At 70.6% G+C, this 17,223-nt stretch carries 11 protein-coding genes; 10 read left to right on the top strand and 1 reads right to left on the bottom strand.

The features are described from left to right. The first annotated feature begins 7 nt into the window (after window positions 1-7). The 4 genes from mrdA (at window position 8) to OG729_RS26155 (ending at window position 7,069) form a co-directional block, all read left to right on the top strand. Window positions 8-2,176, top strand: coding sequence for a penicillin-binding protein 2 (gene mrdA, locus OG729_RS26140; RefSeq protein ID WP_360880951.1), 2,169 nt, complete (start codon window positions 8-10; stop codon window positions 2,174-2,176). Between the two features lie 3 nt (window positions 2,177-2,179). After that, window positions 2,180-3,382, top strand: a complete 1,203-nt coding sequence (gene rodA, locus OG729_RS26145) for a rod shape-determining protein RodA (protein WP_405808297.1) — start codon at window positions 2,180-2,182, stop codon at window positions 3,380-3,382. A gap of 107 nt (window positions 3,383-3,489) precedes the next feature. Next, entirely contained in the window at window positions 3,490-5,079 is a 1,590-nt protein-coding gene (locus OG729_RS26150; RefSeq protein ID WP_405808298.1) for a CHAD domain-containing protein, read from the top strand. Between the two features lie 52 nt (window positions 5,080-5,131). Continuing rightward, window positions 5,132-7,069 carry a TIGR03960 family B12-binding radical SAM protein gene (locus OG729_RS26155; RefSeq protein WP_405808299.1) on the top strand — a complete coding sequence of 646 codons (1,938 nt, stop codon included), beginning with the start codon at window positions 5,132-5,134 and terminating at the stop codon, window positions 7,067-7,069. 380 nt (window positions 7,070-7,449) lie between these two features. Here the strand turns inward: OG729_RS26155 and OG729_RS26160 are convergent, their stop codons facing one another. Further along, on the bottom strand, window positions 7,450-8,211 hold the full coding sequence (locus tag OG729_RS26160; protein ID WP_405808300.1) for an SDR family NAD(P)-dependent oxidoreductase: 762 nt from the start codon (window positions 8,209-8,211) through the stop codon (window positions 7,450-7,452). A 128-nt stretch (window positions 8,212-8,339) separates the two neighbouring features. Here OG729_RS26160 and OG729_RS26165 point away from each other — a divergent pair, with 128 nt between their 5' ends. From OG729_RS26165 to OG729_RS26190, 6 genes are all read left to right on the top strand, one after another. Further along, complete coding sequence (locus OG729_RS26165) at window positions 8,340-8,948, top strand: TetR/AcrR family transcriptional regulator (RefSeq protein WP_405808301.1); 609 nt, start codon at window positions 8,340-8,342, stop codon at window positions 8,946-8,948. 314 nt (window positions 8,949-9,262) lie between these two features. Beyond that, complete coding sequence (locus OG729_RS26170) at window positions 9,263-10,063, top strand: class I SAM-dependent methyltransferase (RefSeq protein ID WP_405808302.1); 801 nt, start codon at window positions 9,263-9,265, stop codon at window positions 10,061-10,063. Window positions 10,064-10,107: 44 nt separating this feature from the next. Beyond that, window positions 10,108-10,641 (top strand): GNAT family N-acetyltransferase, encoded by a 534-nt coding sequence (locus OG729_RS26175; protein WP_405808303.1) that lies wholly within the window; start codon window positions 10,108-10,110, stop codon window positions 10,639-10,641. A 15-nt stretch (window positions 10,642-10,656) separates the two neighbouring features. Then, on the top strand, window positions 10,657-11,880 hold the full coding sequence (locus OG729_RS26180) for a hypothetical protein (protein WP_405808304.1): 1,224 nt from the start codon (window positions 10,657-10,659) through the stop codon (window positions 11,878-11,880). Between the two features lie 124 nt (window positions 11,881-12,004). Beyond that, the gene (locus OG729_RS26185; protein ID WP_405808305.1) at window positions 12,005-12,829 is read left to right on the top strand and encodes a TIGR03936 family radical SAM-associated protein; all 825 of its coding nucleotides are present in this window, start codon (window positions 12,005-12,007) and stop codon (window positions 12,827-12,829) included. Between the two features lie 232 nt (window positions 12,830-13,061). Continuing rightward, entirely contained in the window at window positions 13,062-17,030 is a 3,969-nt protein-coding gene (locus OG729_RS26190) for a ribonuclease E/G (protein WP_405808306.1), read from the top strand. Window positions 17,031-17,223: the final 193 nt, after the last annotated feature.

Below are 17,223 nucleotides of genomic sequence, written 5' to 3' on the forward strand. Positions count from 1 at the left end.
CAGCAGCGTGAGCAATATTCCGGAGACCGGGCGGACCCCCCGGGTCCAGATCCGGCTCGTCGTCATCCAGGTACTGGTCTTCTCCCTCCTGTTCACCCTCGGCGGACGTCTGTGGTACCTCCAGATCCGCAACGGCCAGGAGTACACCGACGAGGCCAAGAGCAACCACGTTCAGCAGGTCGTCCAGCCCGCCGTGCGCGGCTCGATCCTCGACGCCCGCGGCATCCCCCTCGCCGACAACGAGACCCGTCTCGTCGTCTCCGCGTCCCGCACCGAGCTGCTGAAGATGAAGGACGACGGCAAGGGCGTCCTCACCAGGCTCGCGGGCGTCCTCGGCATGAAGCCGAAAGACGTCATGGACAAGGTCAGGCTCTGCGACGCCAAGACCCCGCAGCCCTGCTGGAACGGCTCGCCGTACCAGCCCATCCCGGTCACCGACGAGGCCACCACCCAGCAGGCCCTGCAGATCCGGGAGCGCGCCGAGGACTTCCCCGGCATCACCGCCGAGCCCACTGCCGTACGCCGCTACACCGCGCCCGGCAAGACCAACACCGCGCAGGTCCTCGGCTATCTCTCGCCCGTCACGGACGAGGAGATCACCAAGGCCAAGGACACCGACTCGCCGTTCCTGCGCTCCGACCAGGTCGGCCGCTCGGGCATCGAGCGCACCTACGACAAGGAACTGCGCGGCAAGGCCGGAGTCACCCGCTACGAGGTCGACAACCTCGGCCGCGTCATCGGCCAGGCCGCCAAGGACGAGGCCCAGCCCGGCGCGAACCTCGTCACCTCGATCGACGCGCGCGTCCAAGGCGTCGCGGAGTACGAGCTCAACGAGGCGATGAAGACCGCCCGCAAGGACTTCGACAAGAACACCGACGAGAACTACAAGGCCGACGCCGGTGCCGTCGTGGTGATGGAGAACAAGACCGGCCGGATCATCTCGATGGCCTCCCAGCCGACGTACGACCCCAACTCCTGGGTCGGCGGCATCTCCGGCAAGGACTACGCCAAGCTCACCGGCAAGGACTCCAACTATCCGCTACTGAACCGCGCGATCCAGGGCCAGGCGGCCCCCGGCTCGATCTTCAAGGTGATCTCGTCGACCGCCGCGGTCAACGCCGGCTACCCGTTCGACGGCGACTACCCCTGCCCCAGCTCGTACTCCGTCGGCGGCCAGGTCTTCAAGAACTTCGAGTCGAAGGGCTACGGCAGCATCGACCTCGGCAGGGCCCTGGAGGTCTCCTGCGACACCGTCTTCTACGGCATCGCCCACCGCGAGTGGCAGAAGGACGGCGGCACCAAGCCCAAGAAGCGCACCAACGACTGGTTCTACAAGACCGCCCACCAGTTCGGCCTCGGCAAGGAGACCGGCATCGACCTCCCCAACGAGGTCAGGGGCCGCGTCCCGGACCGCCAGTGGAAGCAGAACTTCTGGGAGGCCAACAAGGACGGCTGGTGCAAGCAGGGCAAGAAGAACGGGGACTACGTAGAGAGAATCGCGTACGAGAACTGCCTCGAGGGCAACCGGATGCGCGCCGGTGACTCCGTCAACTACTCCATCGGCCAGGGCGACACCCTTGTCACCCCGATCCAGATGGCCACGATCTACGCCGCCATCGCCAACGGCGGCACGCTCTACAACCCCACCATCGGCAAGGCCGTCATCAGCGCGGACGGCAGGAGCGTCCAGGAGATCAAGCCGAAGTCGCACGGCAGGCTGCCGATGGACGCCAGGACGCGGGACCAGATAGACAAAGCCCTCGCGGGAGTCACCACCCGCGGATCGGCCGCCTGGCGCTTCGGCGGCTGGCCGCAGGACAAGATCCCGATGCACGCCAAGACGGGTACGGCGGAGGTCTACGGCAAGCAGACGACCTCCTGGTTCGTCTCGTACACCCCGGACTACACGATCATCATGACGATCGCCCAGGGTGGTACGGGCTCCGGTGCCTCGGGTCCCGCCGTGCGCAAGATCTACGAGGCGATGTACGGACTCGACGAGCAGGGCGGCCAGGACCTGAAGAAGGCCCTGCTGCCCGCGCCGGCGAAGTCCCTGCCGAAGATCCAGCCGGACGGCTCCATCGACGCCCCCGAGATCAAGCCGTACGAGCCGGCGGAAGAGCCGCCCCCGGACGAGAACCAGCAGCTCGCGGGCCCGCCCGCGCGGAGGGACTGAGCCATGGCCGGCACGAGTGGCTTCTCCGTCTCCGGCTACGGGCCCAAGCGCGGCGGCCTGTGGTCCCAGCTGTCCGCCCGCGACTCCGTGGTGCGCCGGCTCGACTGGCCGCTGCTGTTCTCCGCGATCGCGCTCTCCTTCGTGGGCTCGCTGCTGGTGTGGTCGGCGACCCGGAACCGCGAGACGCTCAACCAGGGCGACCCGTACTACTTCCTGTTCCGCCATGTGCTCAACACCGGCATCGGGTTCGCCCTGATGATCGGCACGATCTGGCTGGGGCACCGCACCCTGCGCGGCGCGGTCCCCGTCCTCTACGGCCTGTCCGTGGTGCTCGTGCTGATGGTGCTCACTCCGCTCGGCGCGACCATCAACGGCGCGCACGCCTGGATCGTGATCGGCGGCGGATTCTCCCTGCAGCCCTCGGAGTTCGTGAAGATCACGATCATTCTGGGGATGGCGATGATGCTGGCCGCGCGGGTGGACGCGGGCGACCTGGCCCATCCGGACCACCGGACCGTCGCCAAGTCCCTGGGGCTCGCCGTCCTGCCCATGGCCATCGTCATGCTGATGCCGGACCTCGGCTCGGTGATGGTGATGGCGGTCATCGTGCTCGGGGTACTCCTCGCCTCCGGCGCCTCCAACCGCTGGATCCTCGGGCTGATCGGGGCCGGAGTCATCGGCGCGGTGCTGGTCACCGCCCTCGGACTGCTCGACGAGTACCAGATCAACCGCTTCGCGGCGTTCGCCAACCCGGAGCTCGACCCGGCAGGTGTCGGCTACAACACCAACCAGGCGCGGATCGCGATCGGCTCCGGCGGACTGACCGGCACCGGCCTGTTCAAGGGCTCCCAGACGACGGGCCAGTTCGTCCCCGAACAGCAGACGGACTTCGTCTTCACGGTCGCCGGCGAGGAACTCGGCTTCCTGGGGGCCGGCCTTATCCTGCTGCTGCTCGGCGTGGTGCTGTGGCGCGCCTGCCGCATCGCACGCGAGACGACCGAGCTCTACGGCACGATCGTCGCCGCGGGGATCATCGCCTGGTTCGCCTTCCAGTCCTTCGAGAACATCGGGATGACGCTCGGCATCATGCCGGTGGCCGGTCTGCCGCTGCCGTTCGTCTCCTACGGAGGCACGTCCATGTTCGCGGTCTGGATCGCGGTCGGGCTGCTCCAGTCGATCCGTGTGCAGCGGCCGATAACGGCATAGCGCGTGCTGTGGATGTCCCGTCCGCCCCGCGGCCGGGACATCCGAAACCCGCCCCGGGTGAACACTTGGGGCTGCCACGGAGGCTCCCGGGCAACTAGATTCGGTTCATGGCGGATACCAAGCGCGAGATCGAGCGGAAGTACGAAGCCACTCCCGAGACCCGGCTGCCGGATCTGACCCGGGTGCCCGGGGTGTCGGCCGTCATCGACAAAGGCGTCCGCGAGCTCGACGCCGTCTATTACGACACGGCCGACCTGCGCCTCGCCGACTCCGCCATCACCCTGCGCCGCAGAACCGGTGGCGACGATGCGGGCTGGCACCTCAAACTGCCCGTCGCGCCCGGTGTACGGGACGAGATCACCGCGCCCCTGGCCGAGGAGATCCCGCGGACGCTCGCGAGCCTGGTCCGGGCCCGCACACGTGACGCCGAACTCGCCCCCGTGGTGCGGCTTCTGTCCTCCCGCGACATCCGCCACCTGGTCGATGCCGACGGCAAGCTGCTCGCCGAGCTGAGCCGCGACTCGGTCCGCGCCGAGCGTCTCACCGACGGCGGCCGCACCGCGGCCTGGGACGAGATCGAGGTCGAGCTCGCCGACGACGGAGATCCGGCCTTTCTGGACGCGGTCGACAAGAAGCTCCGCAAGGCGGGCGTGAAGCCGGCCGAGTCACCGTCGAAACTGGCCAGGGCGCTGGCGGAGACCGCGCCCAAGGCGGGCAAGCGCGCGAAGAGCGAGAGCCCGGCCGCCGAGCAGCCGCGGGGCAGCTCGCCCGCCGAGCAGCCACCCCGGACCGCCACAGCCGAGCCGGCACCGGGTACCGCGGGCGCGCACATCCTCGCCTTCCTGCGGGAACAGCGCGACGCCCTGCTCGCGTACGACCCCGCCGTACGCCGCGACCTTCCCGACTCCGTCCACCAGATGCGGGTCGCCACCAGGCGGCTGCGCAGCGCGTTCCGTTCGTACCGCAAGATCATCGATCGCGCTGCCACCGACCCGATCGGCGATGAGCTCAAGTGGCTCGCCGCGGAGCTGGGCGTCGCCCGTGACCAGGAAGTGCTCACCGAGCGGCTGAAGTCCCGGATCGACGCCGTGCCCCGGCCCCTGCTGCTAGGCCCCGTGCGCGGGCGGCTGCGCGTCTGGACCGTCGCCCACGGCTCGGGCTCGCGGCGCCGTGCCGTCGCCGTACTCGACAGCAAGCGCTACCGCGCCCTCCTCGACTCCCTGGACGCGCTGCTCGCCGACCCGCCGCTGCTCAAGGCGGCGCGCGGCGCGGCCGCCAGGATCATCCCCAAGGCGATCCTCAGGGACTACGACCGGCTGGCCGCCCGGGTCGACCACGCACTGGAGCTCCCGGCCGGAGAGGCACGGGACCTCGCCATGCACGATGCCCGCAAGGCCGCCAAGCGCGCCAGGTACGCGGGCGAGGCGGCGACCCCCGCGCTCGGCAAGGTGGCCAAGAAGTTCGCCAAACGGATGAAGGCCGTGCAGACGGTCCTCGGCGACCACCAGGACAGCGTGGTGGCCCGTGAGGCCCTGCGGAATCTCGCCATCCAGGCCCATGCGGCGGGGGAGAGCGCGTTCACGTGGGGCCTCCTGTACGGACAGGAGCAGGCGCAGGCGGCCGAGCGCGAGCGGGAGCTGCCGGGGGTCTGGCACAAGGCATCCGATCCGGATCTTCGGGCGGCGCTGGCGGGCTGAGCGTCAAGGTAGCCTTGATGGTCACCCATGCCCGCTCACGAAGGTTCGCGAGATGCCTGCCGACTCCGTCTTTCCTCAGCTCGAGGCGTTGCTCCCGCACGTCCAGAAGCCGATCCAGTACGTCGGCGGAGAACTCAACTCCACTGTGAAGCCGTGGGACGAGTGCGACGTCCGCTGGGCGCTCATGTACCCCGACGCGTACGAGGTCGGACTGCCCAACCAGGGCGTCATGATCCTCTACGAGGTACTGAACGAGCGCGAGGGCGTGCTCGCCGAGCGCACGTACAGCGTCTGGCCGGACCTCGAAGAGCTGATGCGGGAACACAAGCTCCCGCAGTTCACCGTCGACTCGCACCGCCCCGTCCGCGCCTTCGACGTCTTCGGGCTGAGCTTTTCCACCGAGCTCGGCTACACCAACATGCTCACCGCCCTCGACCTCGCGGGTATCCCGCTGGAGTCCAAGGACCGGACCCTGGACGACCCGATCGTGCTCGCGGGCGGCCACGCCGCCTTCAACCCCGAGCCGATCGCGGACTTCATCGACTGCGCCGTCATCGGCGACGGCGAGCAGGCCGTACTCGACATGACCGAGATCATCCGCGCCTGGAAGGCCGAGGGCCGCCCGGGCGGGCGCGAGGAGGTCCTCTTCCGCCTCGCCAGGACCGGCAATGTCTATGTGCCGGCCTTCTACGACGTCGAGTACCTGCCCGACGGCCGCATCGGCCGCGTCGTACCGAACAAGTCGGGCGTCCCGTGGCGCGTGTCCAAGCACACCGTCATGGACCTCGACGAATGGCCGTACCCCAAGCAGCCGCTCGTGCCGCTGGCCGAGACCGTCCATGAGCGGATGTCCGTCGAGATCTTCCGCGGCTGCACCCGCGGCTGCCGCTTCTGCCAGGCCGGCATGATCACGCGCCCCGTCCGGGAGCGAAGCATCACCGGCATCGGCGACATGGTCGAGAAGGGCCTCAAGGCGACCGGCTTCGAGGAGGTCGGTCTGCTGTCGTTGTCCTCGGCGGACCACAGCGAGATCGGCGACATCGCGAAGGGCCTGGCCGACCGGTACGAGGAGGACAAGATCGGCCTGTCCCTCCCGTCCACCCGCGTCGACGCCTTCAACGTCGACCTGGCCAACGAGCTGACGCGCAACGGCCGCCGCTCGGGTCTGACCTTCGCCCCCGAGGGCGGCTCCGAGCGCATGCGCAAGGTCATCAACAAGATGGTCTCCGAAGAGGACCTGATCCGTACGGTCTCGACGGCGTACGGCAACGGCTGGCGCCAGGTGAAGCTGTACTTCATGTGCGGCCTGCCGACCGAGACCGACGAGGACGTGCTGCAGATCGGCGACATGGCGGTCAACGTCATCGCCGAGGGCCGCAAGGTCTCCGGCCAGAACGACATCCGCTGCACGGTCTCCATCGGCGGCTTCGTGCCCAAGCCGCACACGCCCTTCCAGTGGGCCCCGCAGCTTTCGGCCGAGGAGACGGACGCGCGTCTGGCGAAGCTGCGCGACAAGATCCGCGGCGACAAGAAGTACGGCCGCTCCATCGGCTTCCGCTACCACGACGGCAAGCCCGGCATCGTCGAGGGCCTGCTCTCGCGCGGCGACCGCCGCGTCGGCGCGGTGATCCGCGCGGTGTACGAGGACGGCGGCCGCTTCGACGGCTGGCGCGAGTACTTCTCGTACGACCGCTGGATGGCCTGCGCCGAGAAGACACTGCCGGCCTTCGGCGTGGACGTCGACTGGTACACGACGCGTGAGCGCACGTACGAAGAGGTCCTGCCCTGGGACCACTTGGACTCCGGTCTCGACAAGGACTGGCTCTGGGAGGACTGGCAGGACGCGCTCGACGAGACGGAGGTCGAGGACTGCCGCTGGACGCCGTGCTTCGACTGTGGCGTCTGCCCTCAGATGGACACGCACATCCAGATCGGCCCGACCGGCAAGAAGCTCCTGCCTCTCAGTGTCGTCAACGCCGAGACCAGCTGAAACGCCGGCCGACGTGAGTGATCCATTGAGATCGCTGACGCGGCTGCCGTTGCAGTTGCGGCCTTGGTGGAGTAAGGGTTCTGTCCCGCCACGAGCCTGCCGTCGTCGGAAAGCGTGATGTTCAGCAGTCCGCAGGCACCATGGCAGACCGAGGCGGCCCATCCGGTGCTGCGCGGATCCAGCGGCACCCGCCCCCTGCTGGACCGACAAGGTCGACCTCGACTTCTACGCCGGGGTCCGCCAGGCCGGCTTCTCTGGTCCACAGTCCGGTCCGGTGGGGGTTCGCCCCGTAGGTCGCTTGGTTGGTTACTACGGCGAGGATTCTGCTCGTCGCCATCATGACTCCTTGCCTGTCTCGGAGTTGGCCACGGGCTTGGTGTCTAGATCTGCTCGGTGGGGCGTACGAGCAGCTCGGCGACGGCCACGTGCCGGGGGCGGGTGACGATGTAGCCGACGGTGTCGGCGATGTCCTGGCTCTGCAGCCGCTCGATGTCGCCCAGGGCGGCGGAGATGTGCTGCTGGACGGCGGCCGGGTTGTGCGTGCGCAGTTCGGTGTCGACGCTGCCCGGCTCGACGACGGACACGCGGACGTGCTGGCGTGCCAGTTCCTGGCGCAGCGACTCGCTGAAGGCGCCGACGCCGAACTTGGTGGCGCTGTACACGGCGGACATGGCGTAGGCGTTACGGCCGGCGAGTGAGCCGATGTTGACGATGTCGGCGACCTGACGCGGTTCCTCGGCGGCTGCCTTGACCAGGTGAGGAATGGCCGCGTGGGTGCTGTACATCAGGCCCATGAGGTTGATGTCGATCATGCGCCGCCAGTCGTTCAGGTCCGCGGCAGGGGCGGGCCCGAGCAGCATGAGCCCGGCATTGTTGACCAGGGTGTCCAGGCGGCCCAGGCCCTCGACGGTCCGCTCGACCGCTTCCGCGGCGGCCTGGGCGTCGGTGATGTCGGCGGGCACGACCAGGGCCTGTCCGCCGGCGTCGGAGATTTCCGCGGCGAGGTCGGTGAGCCGGTCCTCGCGCCGGCCGACCAGCGCCACGGATGCACCCTCGCGGGCAAGCTCCAAGGCGGTGGCGTGGCCGATACCACTGGAGGCCCCGGTGACCAGGGCGACGGTTCCTTCAAGACGACGAGTCATGGTTCAAGCCTTTCGATGAACGGCCACGTTGCTGTGGGCCGTACGGGACAGGAAGGGGACGGCCCTATTGCTGGGGGCCGTACGGGGGTGGAGGCCGCTCAAGGCCGGGCCGAGGGCACAATGGGGAAGTGAGCAGCACTGGACAGAAGACCACCGACGCCACGCGTCAAGCGACCAAGACCGAGGGAGAACTACCGCCCCGCGAACGCCTGGTCCGGGCCGCGTCGCGGTTGTTCTATTACGAGGGCGTACGCGCGATCGGGGTGGAGCGGCTGATCGCCGAGGCCGGGGTGACGAAGGCGACCTTCTACCGGCACTTCGCCTCCAAGGACGACTTGGTCGTGGCCTATCTGCTGACCAAAGATGCCTACTACCGGGCGGTGGTCGAACCGCTGGCCGCCGAGCACCCGCCCGCGGAGGCGATCGACCGGATCTTCGAGGCGATCGCCGAGCACGCCCGCGAGCGCGGCTTTCGCGGATCGCCGTTCATGAACGCGGCCGCCGAGTACCCGGACGCCACCCATCAGGTGCGCGGCCTGGTGGCGTCCCACCGGGACTGGATCCGCACCCTCTTGCAGGATCTGCTCACCCGGCTCGGCCACGCCGCCCCGGAGTCGGCCGCCGGTGCGCTGCTGATGCTGTACGACGGCGCGATGGCCGCCGGCTACCTGGACGACTCGACGGCCGCCCAAAAGACCCTGCTGAACGCGGTCCGGCTGATCCGGTCGGGCGGCTGACCCCATCGGGGCCGCGCGAAACACCGGCCCTGTGCGGGGCCCCGGCCAGGCCGGGGCGCGGGTTGCTTTCATGGAACCTTTTGATCTCTCTTCGACGTGCACCGGGGACCCACTGGCCTTCCCTGGCTGGAGGCAGTCCCGCCCGGAAGGCCGAAAGGCCATCCCTCAAGAGGTAGGAAGACCGGTCGTTCTACCTATCGACGATAACCCCCTTGGCGTCCGCACGCCACTGGCCGAGCCACTTGTGGGATCCCTCACTGGTCCGCCGCAGGTTCTCGCCGTCGGCCCAGAGGACCATCGGGGATCGTGGGGGCATGAAGGAACAGCGGTTCGACATGTGGGCGGCCGGGGACGCCTACGAGCGGTACATGGGCCGGTGGAGCCGTCTGGTCGCGGATGGATTCGTGGCGTCGCTCAGCTGCGCGGACGGTCTGCGGTGGCTGGATGTGGGGTGTGGCACCGGGGCGTTGACCGCTGCGGTGGCCGCGCGGTGTCGGCCCCGGATGGTGGTGGGCCTGGACCGGTCCGCCGGGTTCGTGGTTTCGGCCCGTGCCGCCGCTCCCGCGTCGGCGTGCTTCGTGGTGGCCGACGCACTGTCGCTGCCCGTGCGGGACGAAGGGTGCGACGTGGCCGTCAGCGGACTGGCGCTCAACTTCCTTTCCGAGCCGGGCGCAGCAGTGGCCGAGATGGCTCGGGTGGTGCGGCCGGGCGGGCTGGTCGCGGCGTACGTGTGGGACTACGCCGAGGGCATGGCGTTCCTGCGGCACTTCTGGGATGTCGCGGTCGCGGTGGAGCCGTCGGCTGCCGCGCTGGACGAGGGCCGGCGGTTCCCGGTGTGCCGCCCGGATCCGCTGCGCGCTCTGTGGACGGAGGCGGGGCTGGTCGATGTGGCGGTCGCCCCGATCGAGGTGCCCACCGTGTTCGCCGGCTTCGCGGATTTGTGGGAGCCGTTCCTGGCCGGGCAGGGCCCCGCCCCTGGCTATGTCGCCGCCCTCGCCCCGACCACGCGGGACCGGTTGCGTGACACCCTCGGCGAGGCCGTGCCCACGCGGCCTGATGGGTCGATCGCGTTCACTGCCCGCGCATGGGCGGTCCAGGGCAGCCGGCCGGCGTAACAACCGCCTGGCCGGGGCCCGTCGGGGCCCGGCAGAATTGGGCGATGCCTCAGTTGATCGCGCCCGACGTCCGTTTCCACGAGTCGTTTCTTGTCGCGGTGAAAGAGTTCCTCGCCGAGGGCGCCGATCCGAACACCCTGCTGGCGCACGAGATCGAGGAGTTCGGCGGCACCTGGCGCCGCCCGGACGCCTTCGCCGGGTATGTCGCGCGGCTGGGCGCCGAATCGCTGGAGGAGACCCCGCGTCCTCAGGGCTGGGTCCCGCACACCAATCTCTGGTTCGTCGACGGCGACACCTATCTGGGGCGGCTTGCGATACGCCACCGGCTGACCCCGTTCCTGCACGAGTTGGGCGGGCACGTCGGCTATGCCGTACGCCCGAGCGCCCGGCGGCGCGGGCACGCCACCGCGATGCTGCGCGACTGTCTTCCGTACGCGCGCACGCTCGGCATCGAATCCCTTCTTGTCACCTGCGACGCCGGCAACGTCGGTTCGCGGAAGGTGATCGAGGCGAACGGCGGGGTGCTGGAGGACCAGCGGGGCGAAAAGCGCAGGTACTGGATCCGAACGGGGCTGTAATGCGTCATGCCTGACATGGAGTTCGAGAAGTCGCCCCAGACATACGGGAGTCACCAGGCGCCGGCGCACTACGAGCCCGGAGACGGCTGTCTGACCACAGTCGTCCGGATCCCCGTGCGGATCGTGGTGCTGCTGGTGGTCGTGCCCGTGCGGATGGTCTGGGATCTTCTCGTCGTCTGCGGCCGCGCGGTCGAGCGCGTACTACTGCGGCCGCTGGGGCGGGCGCTGGCCTGGGTGTTCGAGAATGTGCTCACTCCGCTGGGGCTCGCCACCACCTGGCTGGCCGTCTTCATCGGGAAGGCGCTGTTCGTCTGGCCGTGGGTGGCGCTGTGGCGGTATGTGGTGGTGCCCGTGGTGACGTACGGGCTGGTGGTGCCGCTGGTGTGGGTCTACCGGCAGTTGCTGACCCCGCTCGGACATGGCATCGCATGGCTCGTCCAGCAGCTGCTCGTCGCGCCCGCGGGCCGGCTCTACCGCCGGCTGCTCACTCCGCTCGGCCACGGCGTTGCCGCGGTGCTTGCCTGGCTGGGCAGGGCGCTGTTCGTCTGGCCGTGGGTGGCGCTGTGGCGGTATGTGGTGGTGCCGGTGGTGACGTACGGGCTGGTGGTGCCGCTGGTGTGGGTCTACCGGCAGTTGCTGACCCCGCTCGGACATGGGCTCGCCCGGCTGCTCACCGTGATCGGACGCGGGCTCGTCTGGCTGCTCACCGTGATCGGACGGGGGATCGTCTGGCCGTGGGTGGCGCTGTGGCGGTATGTGGTGGTGCCCGTGGTGACGTACGGGCTCGTGGTGCCCGCGGTGTGGATCTACCGGCGCATCCTCGCCCCCGTCGGCCGCGAGATCGCCGCGGCCGTCGGCGTCGCCTGGCGCATCGCCGGATATATCTCGCGCGCCGTCGGCAGGGCGATCAAGTGGCTCGCCTGGAACGTCGTCGGACGGCCGGTGCGCTGGCTCTACCAGAGCGTCTGCACGCCCGTCGGGCACGCGGTGCGCGACACCATCTGGCGGCCCGCCAAGAAGGCCGCGGCCGAGGCGGGGCTGGCCGTCCGGGGCGCGCTCCAGGCGGCCCGGGAGACGGTACGGGCCGCTCGCGAGGCGATATGGCCGGGCAGGCGCGACCCCGTCCGGCTTCGTCAGCCCGTGGAACCGGGGGTGCGGCAGGCGCGTACTCTGGGTAGTACAACGACTGTTCCCGGCGCGGCGGCCGACCCAGAGATCTCCCTGCACAAGCGGGGGTGAGCCGGGCAGGCCCCCAGGGAGCACCCGCACGTCCGAGGGCGGCGCGCCCCCCGCGCCCGCCCCGCACCGAGGAGAAGAACCACTGGGCAAGCGACAGCCCGAAGGCCCGCCGCCCGCACCCGCGGTGCAGCGCATTCGACTGCGCTACACCAAGCGCGGCCGCCTCCGGTTCACCAGCCACCGTGACTTCCAGCGCGCGTTCGAGCGTGCGCTGCGCCGTGCCGAGGTGCCCATGGCGTACTCGGCGGGCTTCACGCCGCACCCGAAGGTGTCGTACGCCAATGCCGCACCCACCGGCACGGGCAGCGAGGCCGAGTATCTGGAGATCGCCCTCACCGAGCACCGGGATCCGGACAAGCTCCGGCTCCTGCTCGACGAGTCGCTGCCGGCCGGACTCGACATCACCGACGCCGTCGAGGCCCGCACGTCCGGGCTCGCCGACCGGCTCACCGCCTCCGTGTGGGAGCTGCGGCTCGACGGGGTGGGCGTCGAGGACGCCTCGGCGGCCGTATCCGCCTTCCTCGGCGCCGAGACCGTCGAGGTCCAGCGCAAGACGAAGAACGGCATGCGGACCTTCGACGCCCGCGCTGCCGTGGCGGACCTGCAGGCGCTTCCCGCGCAGGCCGGGGCAGGCTCCGGAGCCACCGGAGCGGCTGACGCCGCGCTCATCAATAGGCCCGGGGACGGGCCCTGTGCGATACTGCGGCTGGTTGTTCGGCACGTGACACCTGCCGTGCGACCCGACGACGTCCTGTCCGGTCTCCGAGCTGTGGCCGACCTGGCGCCGCCGGTCCCCGCAGCGGTGACCAGGCTGGCGCAGGGGCTCTTCGACGAGGAGTCCGGCACGGTGACCGACCCGCTCGCGCTCGACCGCGAGGCAGTTCCGGCCGCTCCACCCACGGCCGCCGGAACAGCCACCGCGACGGCGCACGAAGGTCCCGCCGCGTAAGGACAGTCGTTGTAGCGCAGCCCTGGTACTCGGGAGCCACCTGGGTCGGGCCGCGCACCGAACAGAAGACTTTCGCCAGGCCGTGCGTACATCGCGTACGGAACCGGCGAGCCATACATCAGCTCCCGTGCGGCGCCCGCGCCCCGGACGGCGGCACCGCGCACATCACGCGGGCCGTGGCCGGACCGGAATCAGGCGTGGCGCCCGGGAGCGCGACGGGAGAACCGCCCGCATGCTCGAGCCGAACGAACCCGGTACTTCCGGGGACAACCAGAACGAAGAGAACAACACCCCCAGCGACACGCTGCCGCCTCGCCGCAGGCGCCGCGCTGCGTCGCGTCCCGCGGGTCCGCCGACCGCTGCGGCGTCCACGCCCGCGTCCGAGGTGACCGCGAACGTCACCGACCCCGCTGGCGAGACCGCTGCCGCATCGCCGCAGACCGCCGAGGCCGCTGAGCCGCAGGTGGAGGAGGCCGCTGCGCCGCGTGCGCGGCGCCGTGCCACTCGTAAGGCGACTGCGCCTGCCGGTGCGCCCGAGGCCGCTGAGACGGCCGAGACCGCTGAGGAGCCGCAGTCGGAGGAGGCTGCTGCGCCGCGTGCGCGGCGCCGTGCGACCCGTAAGGCGACTGCGCCTGCCGGTGCGCCCGAGGCTGCTGAGACGGCCGAGACCGCTGAGGAGCCGCAGGCGGAGGAGGCTGTGGCGCCCCGAGCGCGCCGCCGTGCCACCCGTAAGGTCACCGCGCCCGAGCCGGTCGCCGAGCCCGCTGCCGCCGAGACCGCGACCGAGGTCGCCGTCAAGGACGAGACCGCGGCCGAGGCGCCCGCACCGCGTGGCCGTTCGCGCCGTCGTGCGTCCGCCCCCGCCGGTGCGCCCCAGGCCGCCGAAGCCGCCGAGACGGCCGAGGCCGCAGAGGCGGCTGAGGAGCCGCAGGCGGAGGAGGCCCCGGCGCCCCGTAGCCGCCGTCGCGCCACCCGTAAGGTCACCGCGCCCGCCGGCGCCCCGCAGGCGGTCGAGGCCGCAGAGGCGAACGAGAACGGCGCCGTCGCCGAGGCGGGCGAGAGCCTGCCCACCGGCGCGCTCGCACAGATCACCTCCGACGAGGCCGAGGCCGAGGTCGCGGCCGCCGAGAAGGCGGCGACCCGGGGTCGTGCGCGCCGTCGCACCGCCGCGCCCGAGTTCACCGCGCAGCCGGAAGAGGCCGCCAAGAACGAGGGCCCCGGACGTGGCCGCCGTGCCACGCGGCCGGCCGTGGCCGTGTTCCAGGCCCCGGTCTTCACCGAGCCGATGTTCCAGACCCCGGAGACGGCCGCCGCTGCCGCCGCCGCGGCCGTGGAGGCGGAGCCGGAGGAGGACGAGGAGATCGCCGAGCCGGTCGCCGAGACCGCCGCTCCCGAGACCGCCGCTCCCGAGCCCGCCGGCCGTCGCCGTCGGCGCCGCCGTGGTGAGCCCGCCGAGCCGGTCGAGGCGCCCGCGCCCGCCGCGCAGGCGGAGCCCGAGGAGGAGACCGAGCCCGAGCAGGCCGCCGAGGCGGGCGAGGGCGAGGAGTCGGACGAGTTCGAGGACCGCCCCTCGCGCCGTCGTCGTCGTGGTGGCCGTCGTCGCCGTCGTGGCGAGTCCGCCGAGGCCGACGAGACCTCGGAGGAGCAGTCCGACGAGGCTGCTGCCGAGGAGGCGCAGTACGAGGAGGACGGCGCGGAGGAAGAGGAGCACGGCGAGACCGAGACTCCCTCGGCAGCAGGCACCTCCAGCAGCCGTCGCCGTCGTCGCCGCCGTCGTCGCAGCGGTGAGGCCGTGGCCGAGGACGAGGCGGCCGCGACCGACCCGGAGCGTACGGTCGTCAAGGTCCGCGAGCCCCGTCCCGCGCGCGCCAAGAGTGACGAGCCGTCCGACGAGGTGCAGTCCATCAAGGGCTCGACCCGTCTGGAGGCCAAGAAGCAGCGCCGCCGCGAGGGCCGCGAGCAGGGCCGCCGCCGGGTGCCGATCATCACCGAGGCCGAGTTCCTGGCCCGCCGCGAGGCGGTCAACCGGGAGATGATCGTCCGCCAGAGCGGTGAGCGGACCCAGATCGGCGTCCTCGAGGACAACGTGCTCGTCGAGCACTACGTCAACAAGGAGCAGGCGACCTCGTACGTCGGCAACGTCTACCTGGGCAAGGTGCAGAACGTACTGCCGTCCATGGAGGCCGCGTTCGTCGACATCGGCAAGGGCCGCAACGCCGTCCTGTACGCCGGTGAGGTCAACTTCGAGGCCCTGGGCATGGCCAACGGCCCGCGCCGCATCGAGGTCGCGCTCAAGTCCGGCCAGTCGGTACTGGTCCAGGTGACGAAGGACCCGATCGGCCACAAGGGCGCCCGCCTGACCAGCCAGGTCTCGCTGCCCGGCCGGTACCTGGTGTACGTGCCCGAGGGCTCGATGACGGGCATCAGCCGCAAGCTGCCCGACACCGAGCGTGCGCGTCTGAAGACCATCCTCAAGAAGATCGTCCCCGAGGACGCGGGCGTCATCGTCCGCACCGCCGCGGAGGGCGCGAGCGAGGACGAGCTGCGCCGCGATGTCGAGCGCCTGCAGGCGCAGTGGGAGGACATCCAGAAGAAGGCCAAGACCGGCAACGCCCCGACGCTGCTCTACGGCGAGCCGGACATGACCGTCCGGGTCGTCCGCGACATCTTCAACGAGGACTTCTCGAAGGTCATCGTCAGCGGTGACGAGGCCTGGGAGACCATCCACGGCTATGTCTCGCACGTCGCGCCGGACCTGGCCGACCGTCTGCAGCGGTGGACGAGCGAGGTCGACGTCTTTGCGACCTACCGGATCGACGAACAGCTGATGAAGGCGCTGGACCGCAAGGTCTGGCTGCCGAGCGGCGGTTCGCTGGTGATCGACAAGACCGAAGCCATGGTCGTGGTCGACGTCAACACCGGCAAGTTCACCGGTCAGGGCGGCAACCTCGAAGAGACCGTCACCAGGAACAACCTGGAGGCGGCCGAGGAGATCGTGCGTCAGCTGCGGCTGCGCGACCTGGGCGGCATCGTCGTCGTCGACTTCATCGACATGGTGCTCGAGTCCAACCGCGATCTGGTCATGCGGCGGCTGCTCGAATGCCTGGGCCGCGACCGTACGAAGCACCAGGTCGCCGAGGTCACTTCGCTCGGCCTGGTCCAGATGACCCGTAAGCGGGTGGGCCAGGGTCTGCTGGAGTCCTTCTCCGAGACCTGCGTCCACTGCAACGGCCGTGGCGTGATCGTGCACATGGAGCAGCCGACCTCCATCGGCGGCGGAGGCGGCAAGCGCTCCAAGAAGCGCGGCCGCGGTGGTGCGGAGCACGTCCACGAGCACGAGGTGGCCGCCGAGGTCACTGAGGCCGAGACCGAGGCGGAGGTCGCCGCCGAGGTGGCCGCGCCCGTCGCGCTCACCGAGCCGGAGTTCGTGCCGGACGAGGAGCTGTACAGCAGCGCCGCGGAGGCCGAGGCGGCAGCGACGCGTGGTCGTGGCCGCCGCCGGGCGACCCGTAAGGCGTCGGCTCCGGCCGGTGCCCCCAAGGCCGCCGAGGCGGAGATCGTCACCGAAGCCAAGGCGGAGGCCAAGGCGGAGACCGCGGCAGAGCCCAGGACTGAGCTCACGGCCGAGGTTCCGGCGCAGGCCGCCGAGGCGCAGGCGCCCGCGGAGGAGGCGGCCCCCACGGGCCGTACCCGCCGCAGGGCCACCCGCAAGGCGACTGCCCCGGCCGGTGCGCCGAAGGCCGCCGCCGAGGCCGAGGTCGTCATCGAGGCGAAGGCCGAATCCAAGGCCGAATCCAAGGCCGGGGCCGAAGAGGCCCCTGCCGAGGCGCCGGTCGTCGATGAGGCTCCCGTCGCGGTTCCGCCGCGTGCGCGCCGCCGGGTGACCCGCAAGGTCACCGCCCCGGCCGGTTCGCCCTCGGGCGCCGAGGACGCCGCGGTCGTCGTGGTCCCCGCGACGGCGGAGCCGGCGTCCGAGCCGCAGACGGACGGCGCCGAGCCGGACGCCGACGCTTCGGCCCCGGCCAAGAAGGCGGCCCGCAAGACCGCCAAGAAGGCCACCGCGAAGAAGGCCGCCACCAAGAAGACGGCGGCCAAGAAGACCGCGGCTAAGAAGACGACCGCCAAGAAGGCCGGTGCGAAGAAGACCGCGGCGGCCGAGCAGCAGGCTCTGCCGACGGTGACCGCATCCACCGAGGGCTGAACAGCTGAACAGTTGATGAGCCCTCAGTGAACGGACCGTGTCCCATCTCGCAGACCGCGGGATGGGACACGGTTTTTGTCTCCGAATCGATGCAGTGCTCCGTTAACAGCCCCGAAATTGCCTGGGAAATCCCTGATAATGTGACGGCGGTCGCTGCCGGGTGAGGGCCCCGTTCCGGACACTACGGTGGGTG

Origin of the sequence: Streptomyces sp. NBC_00210, from assembly GCF_045160975.1 — a bacterium.
GTDB lineage: Bacteria > Actinomycetota > Actinomycetes > Streptomycetales > Streptomycetaceae > Streptomyces.

What these genes read in the sequence shown, in the direction of transcription:
- OG729_RS26190 (WP_405808306.1), top strand. Translation starts at nt 13,062, where the DNA reads ATGCTCGAGCCGAACGAACCCGGTACTTCCGGGGACAACCAGAACGAA.
- rodA (WP_405808297.1), top strand. Translation starts at nt 2,180, where the DNA reads ATGGCCGGCACGAGTGGCTTCTCCGTCTCCGGCTACGGGCCCAAGCGC.
- OG729_RS26170 (WP_405808302.1), top strand. Translation starts at nt 9,263, where the DNA reads ATGAAGGAACAGCGGTTCGACATGTGGGCGGCCGGGGACGCCTACGAG.
- OG729_RS26160 (WP_405808300.1), bottom strand. Translation starts at nt 8,211, where the DNA reads ATGACTCGTCGTCTTGAAGGAACCGTCGCCCTGGTCACCGGGGCCTCC.
- OG729_RS26150 (WP_405808298.1), top strand. Translation starts at nt 3,490, where the DNA reads ATGGCGGATACCAAGCGCGAGATCGAGCGGAAGTACGAAGCCACTCCC.
- OG729_RS26180 (WP_405808304.1), top strand. Translation starts at nt 10,657, where the DNA reads ATGGAGTTCGAGAAGTCGCCCCAGACATACGGGAGTCACCAGGCGCCG.
- OG729_RS26155 (WP_405808299.1), top strand. Translation starts at nt 5,132, where the DNA reads ATGCCTGCCGACTCCGTCTTTCCTCAGCTCGAGGCGTTGCTCCCGCAC.
- OG729_RS26175 (WP_405808303.1), top strand. Translation starts at nt 10,108, where the DNA reads ATGCCTCAGTTGATCGCGCCCGACGTCCGTTTCCACGAGTCGTTTCTT.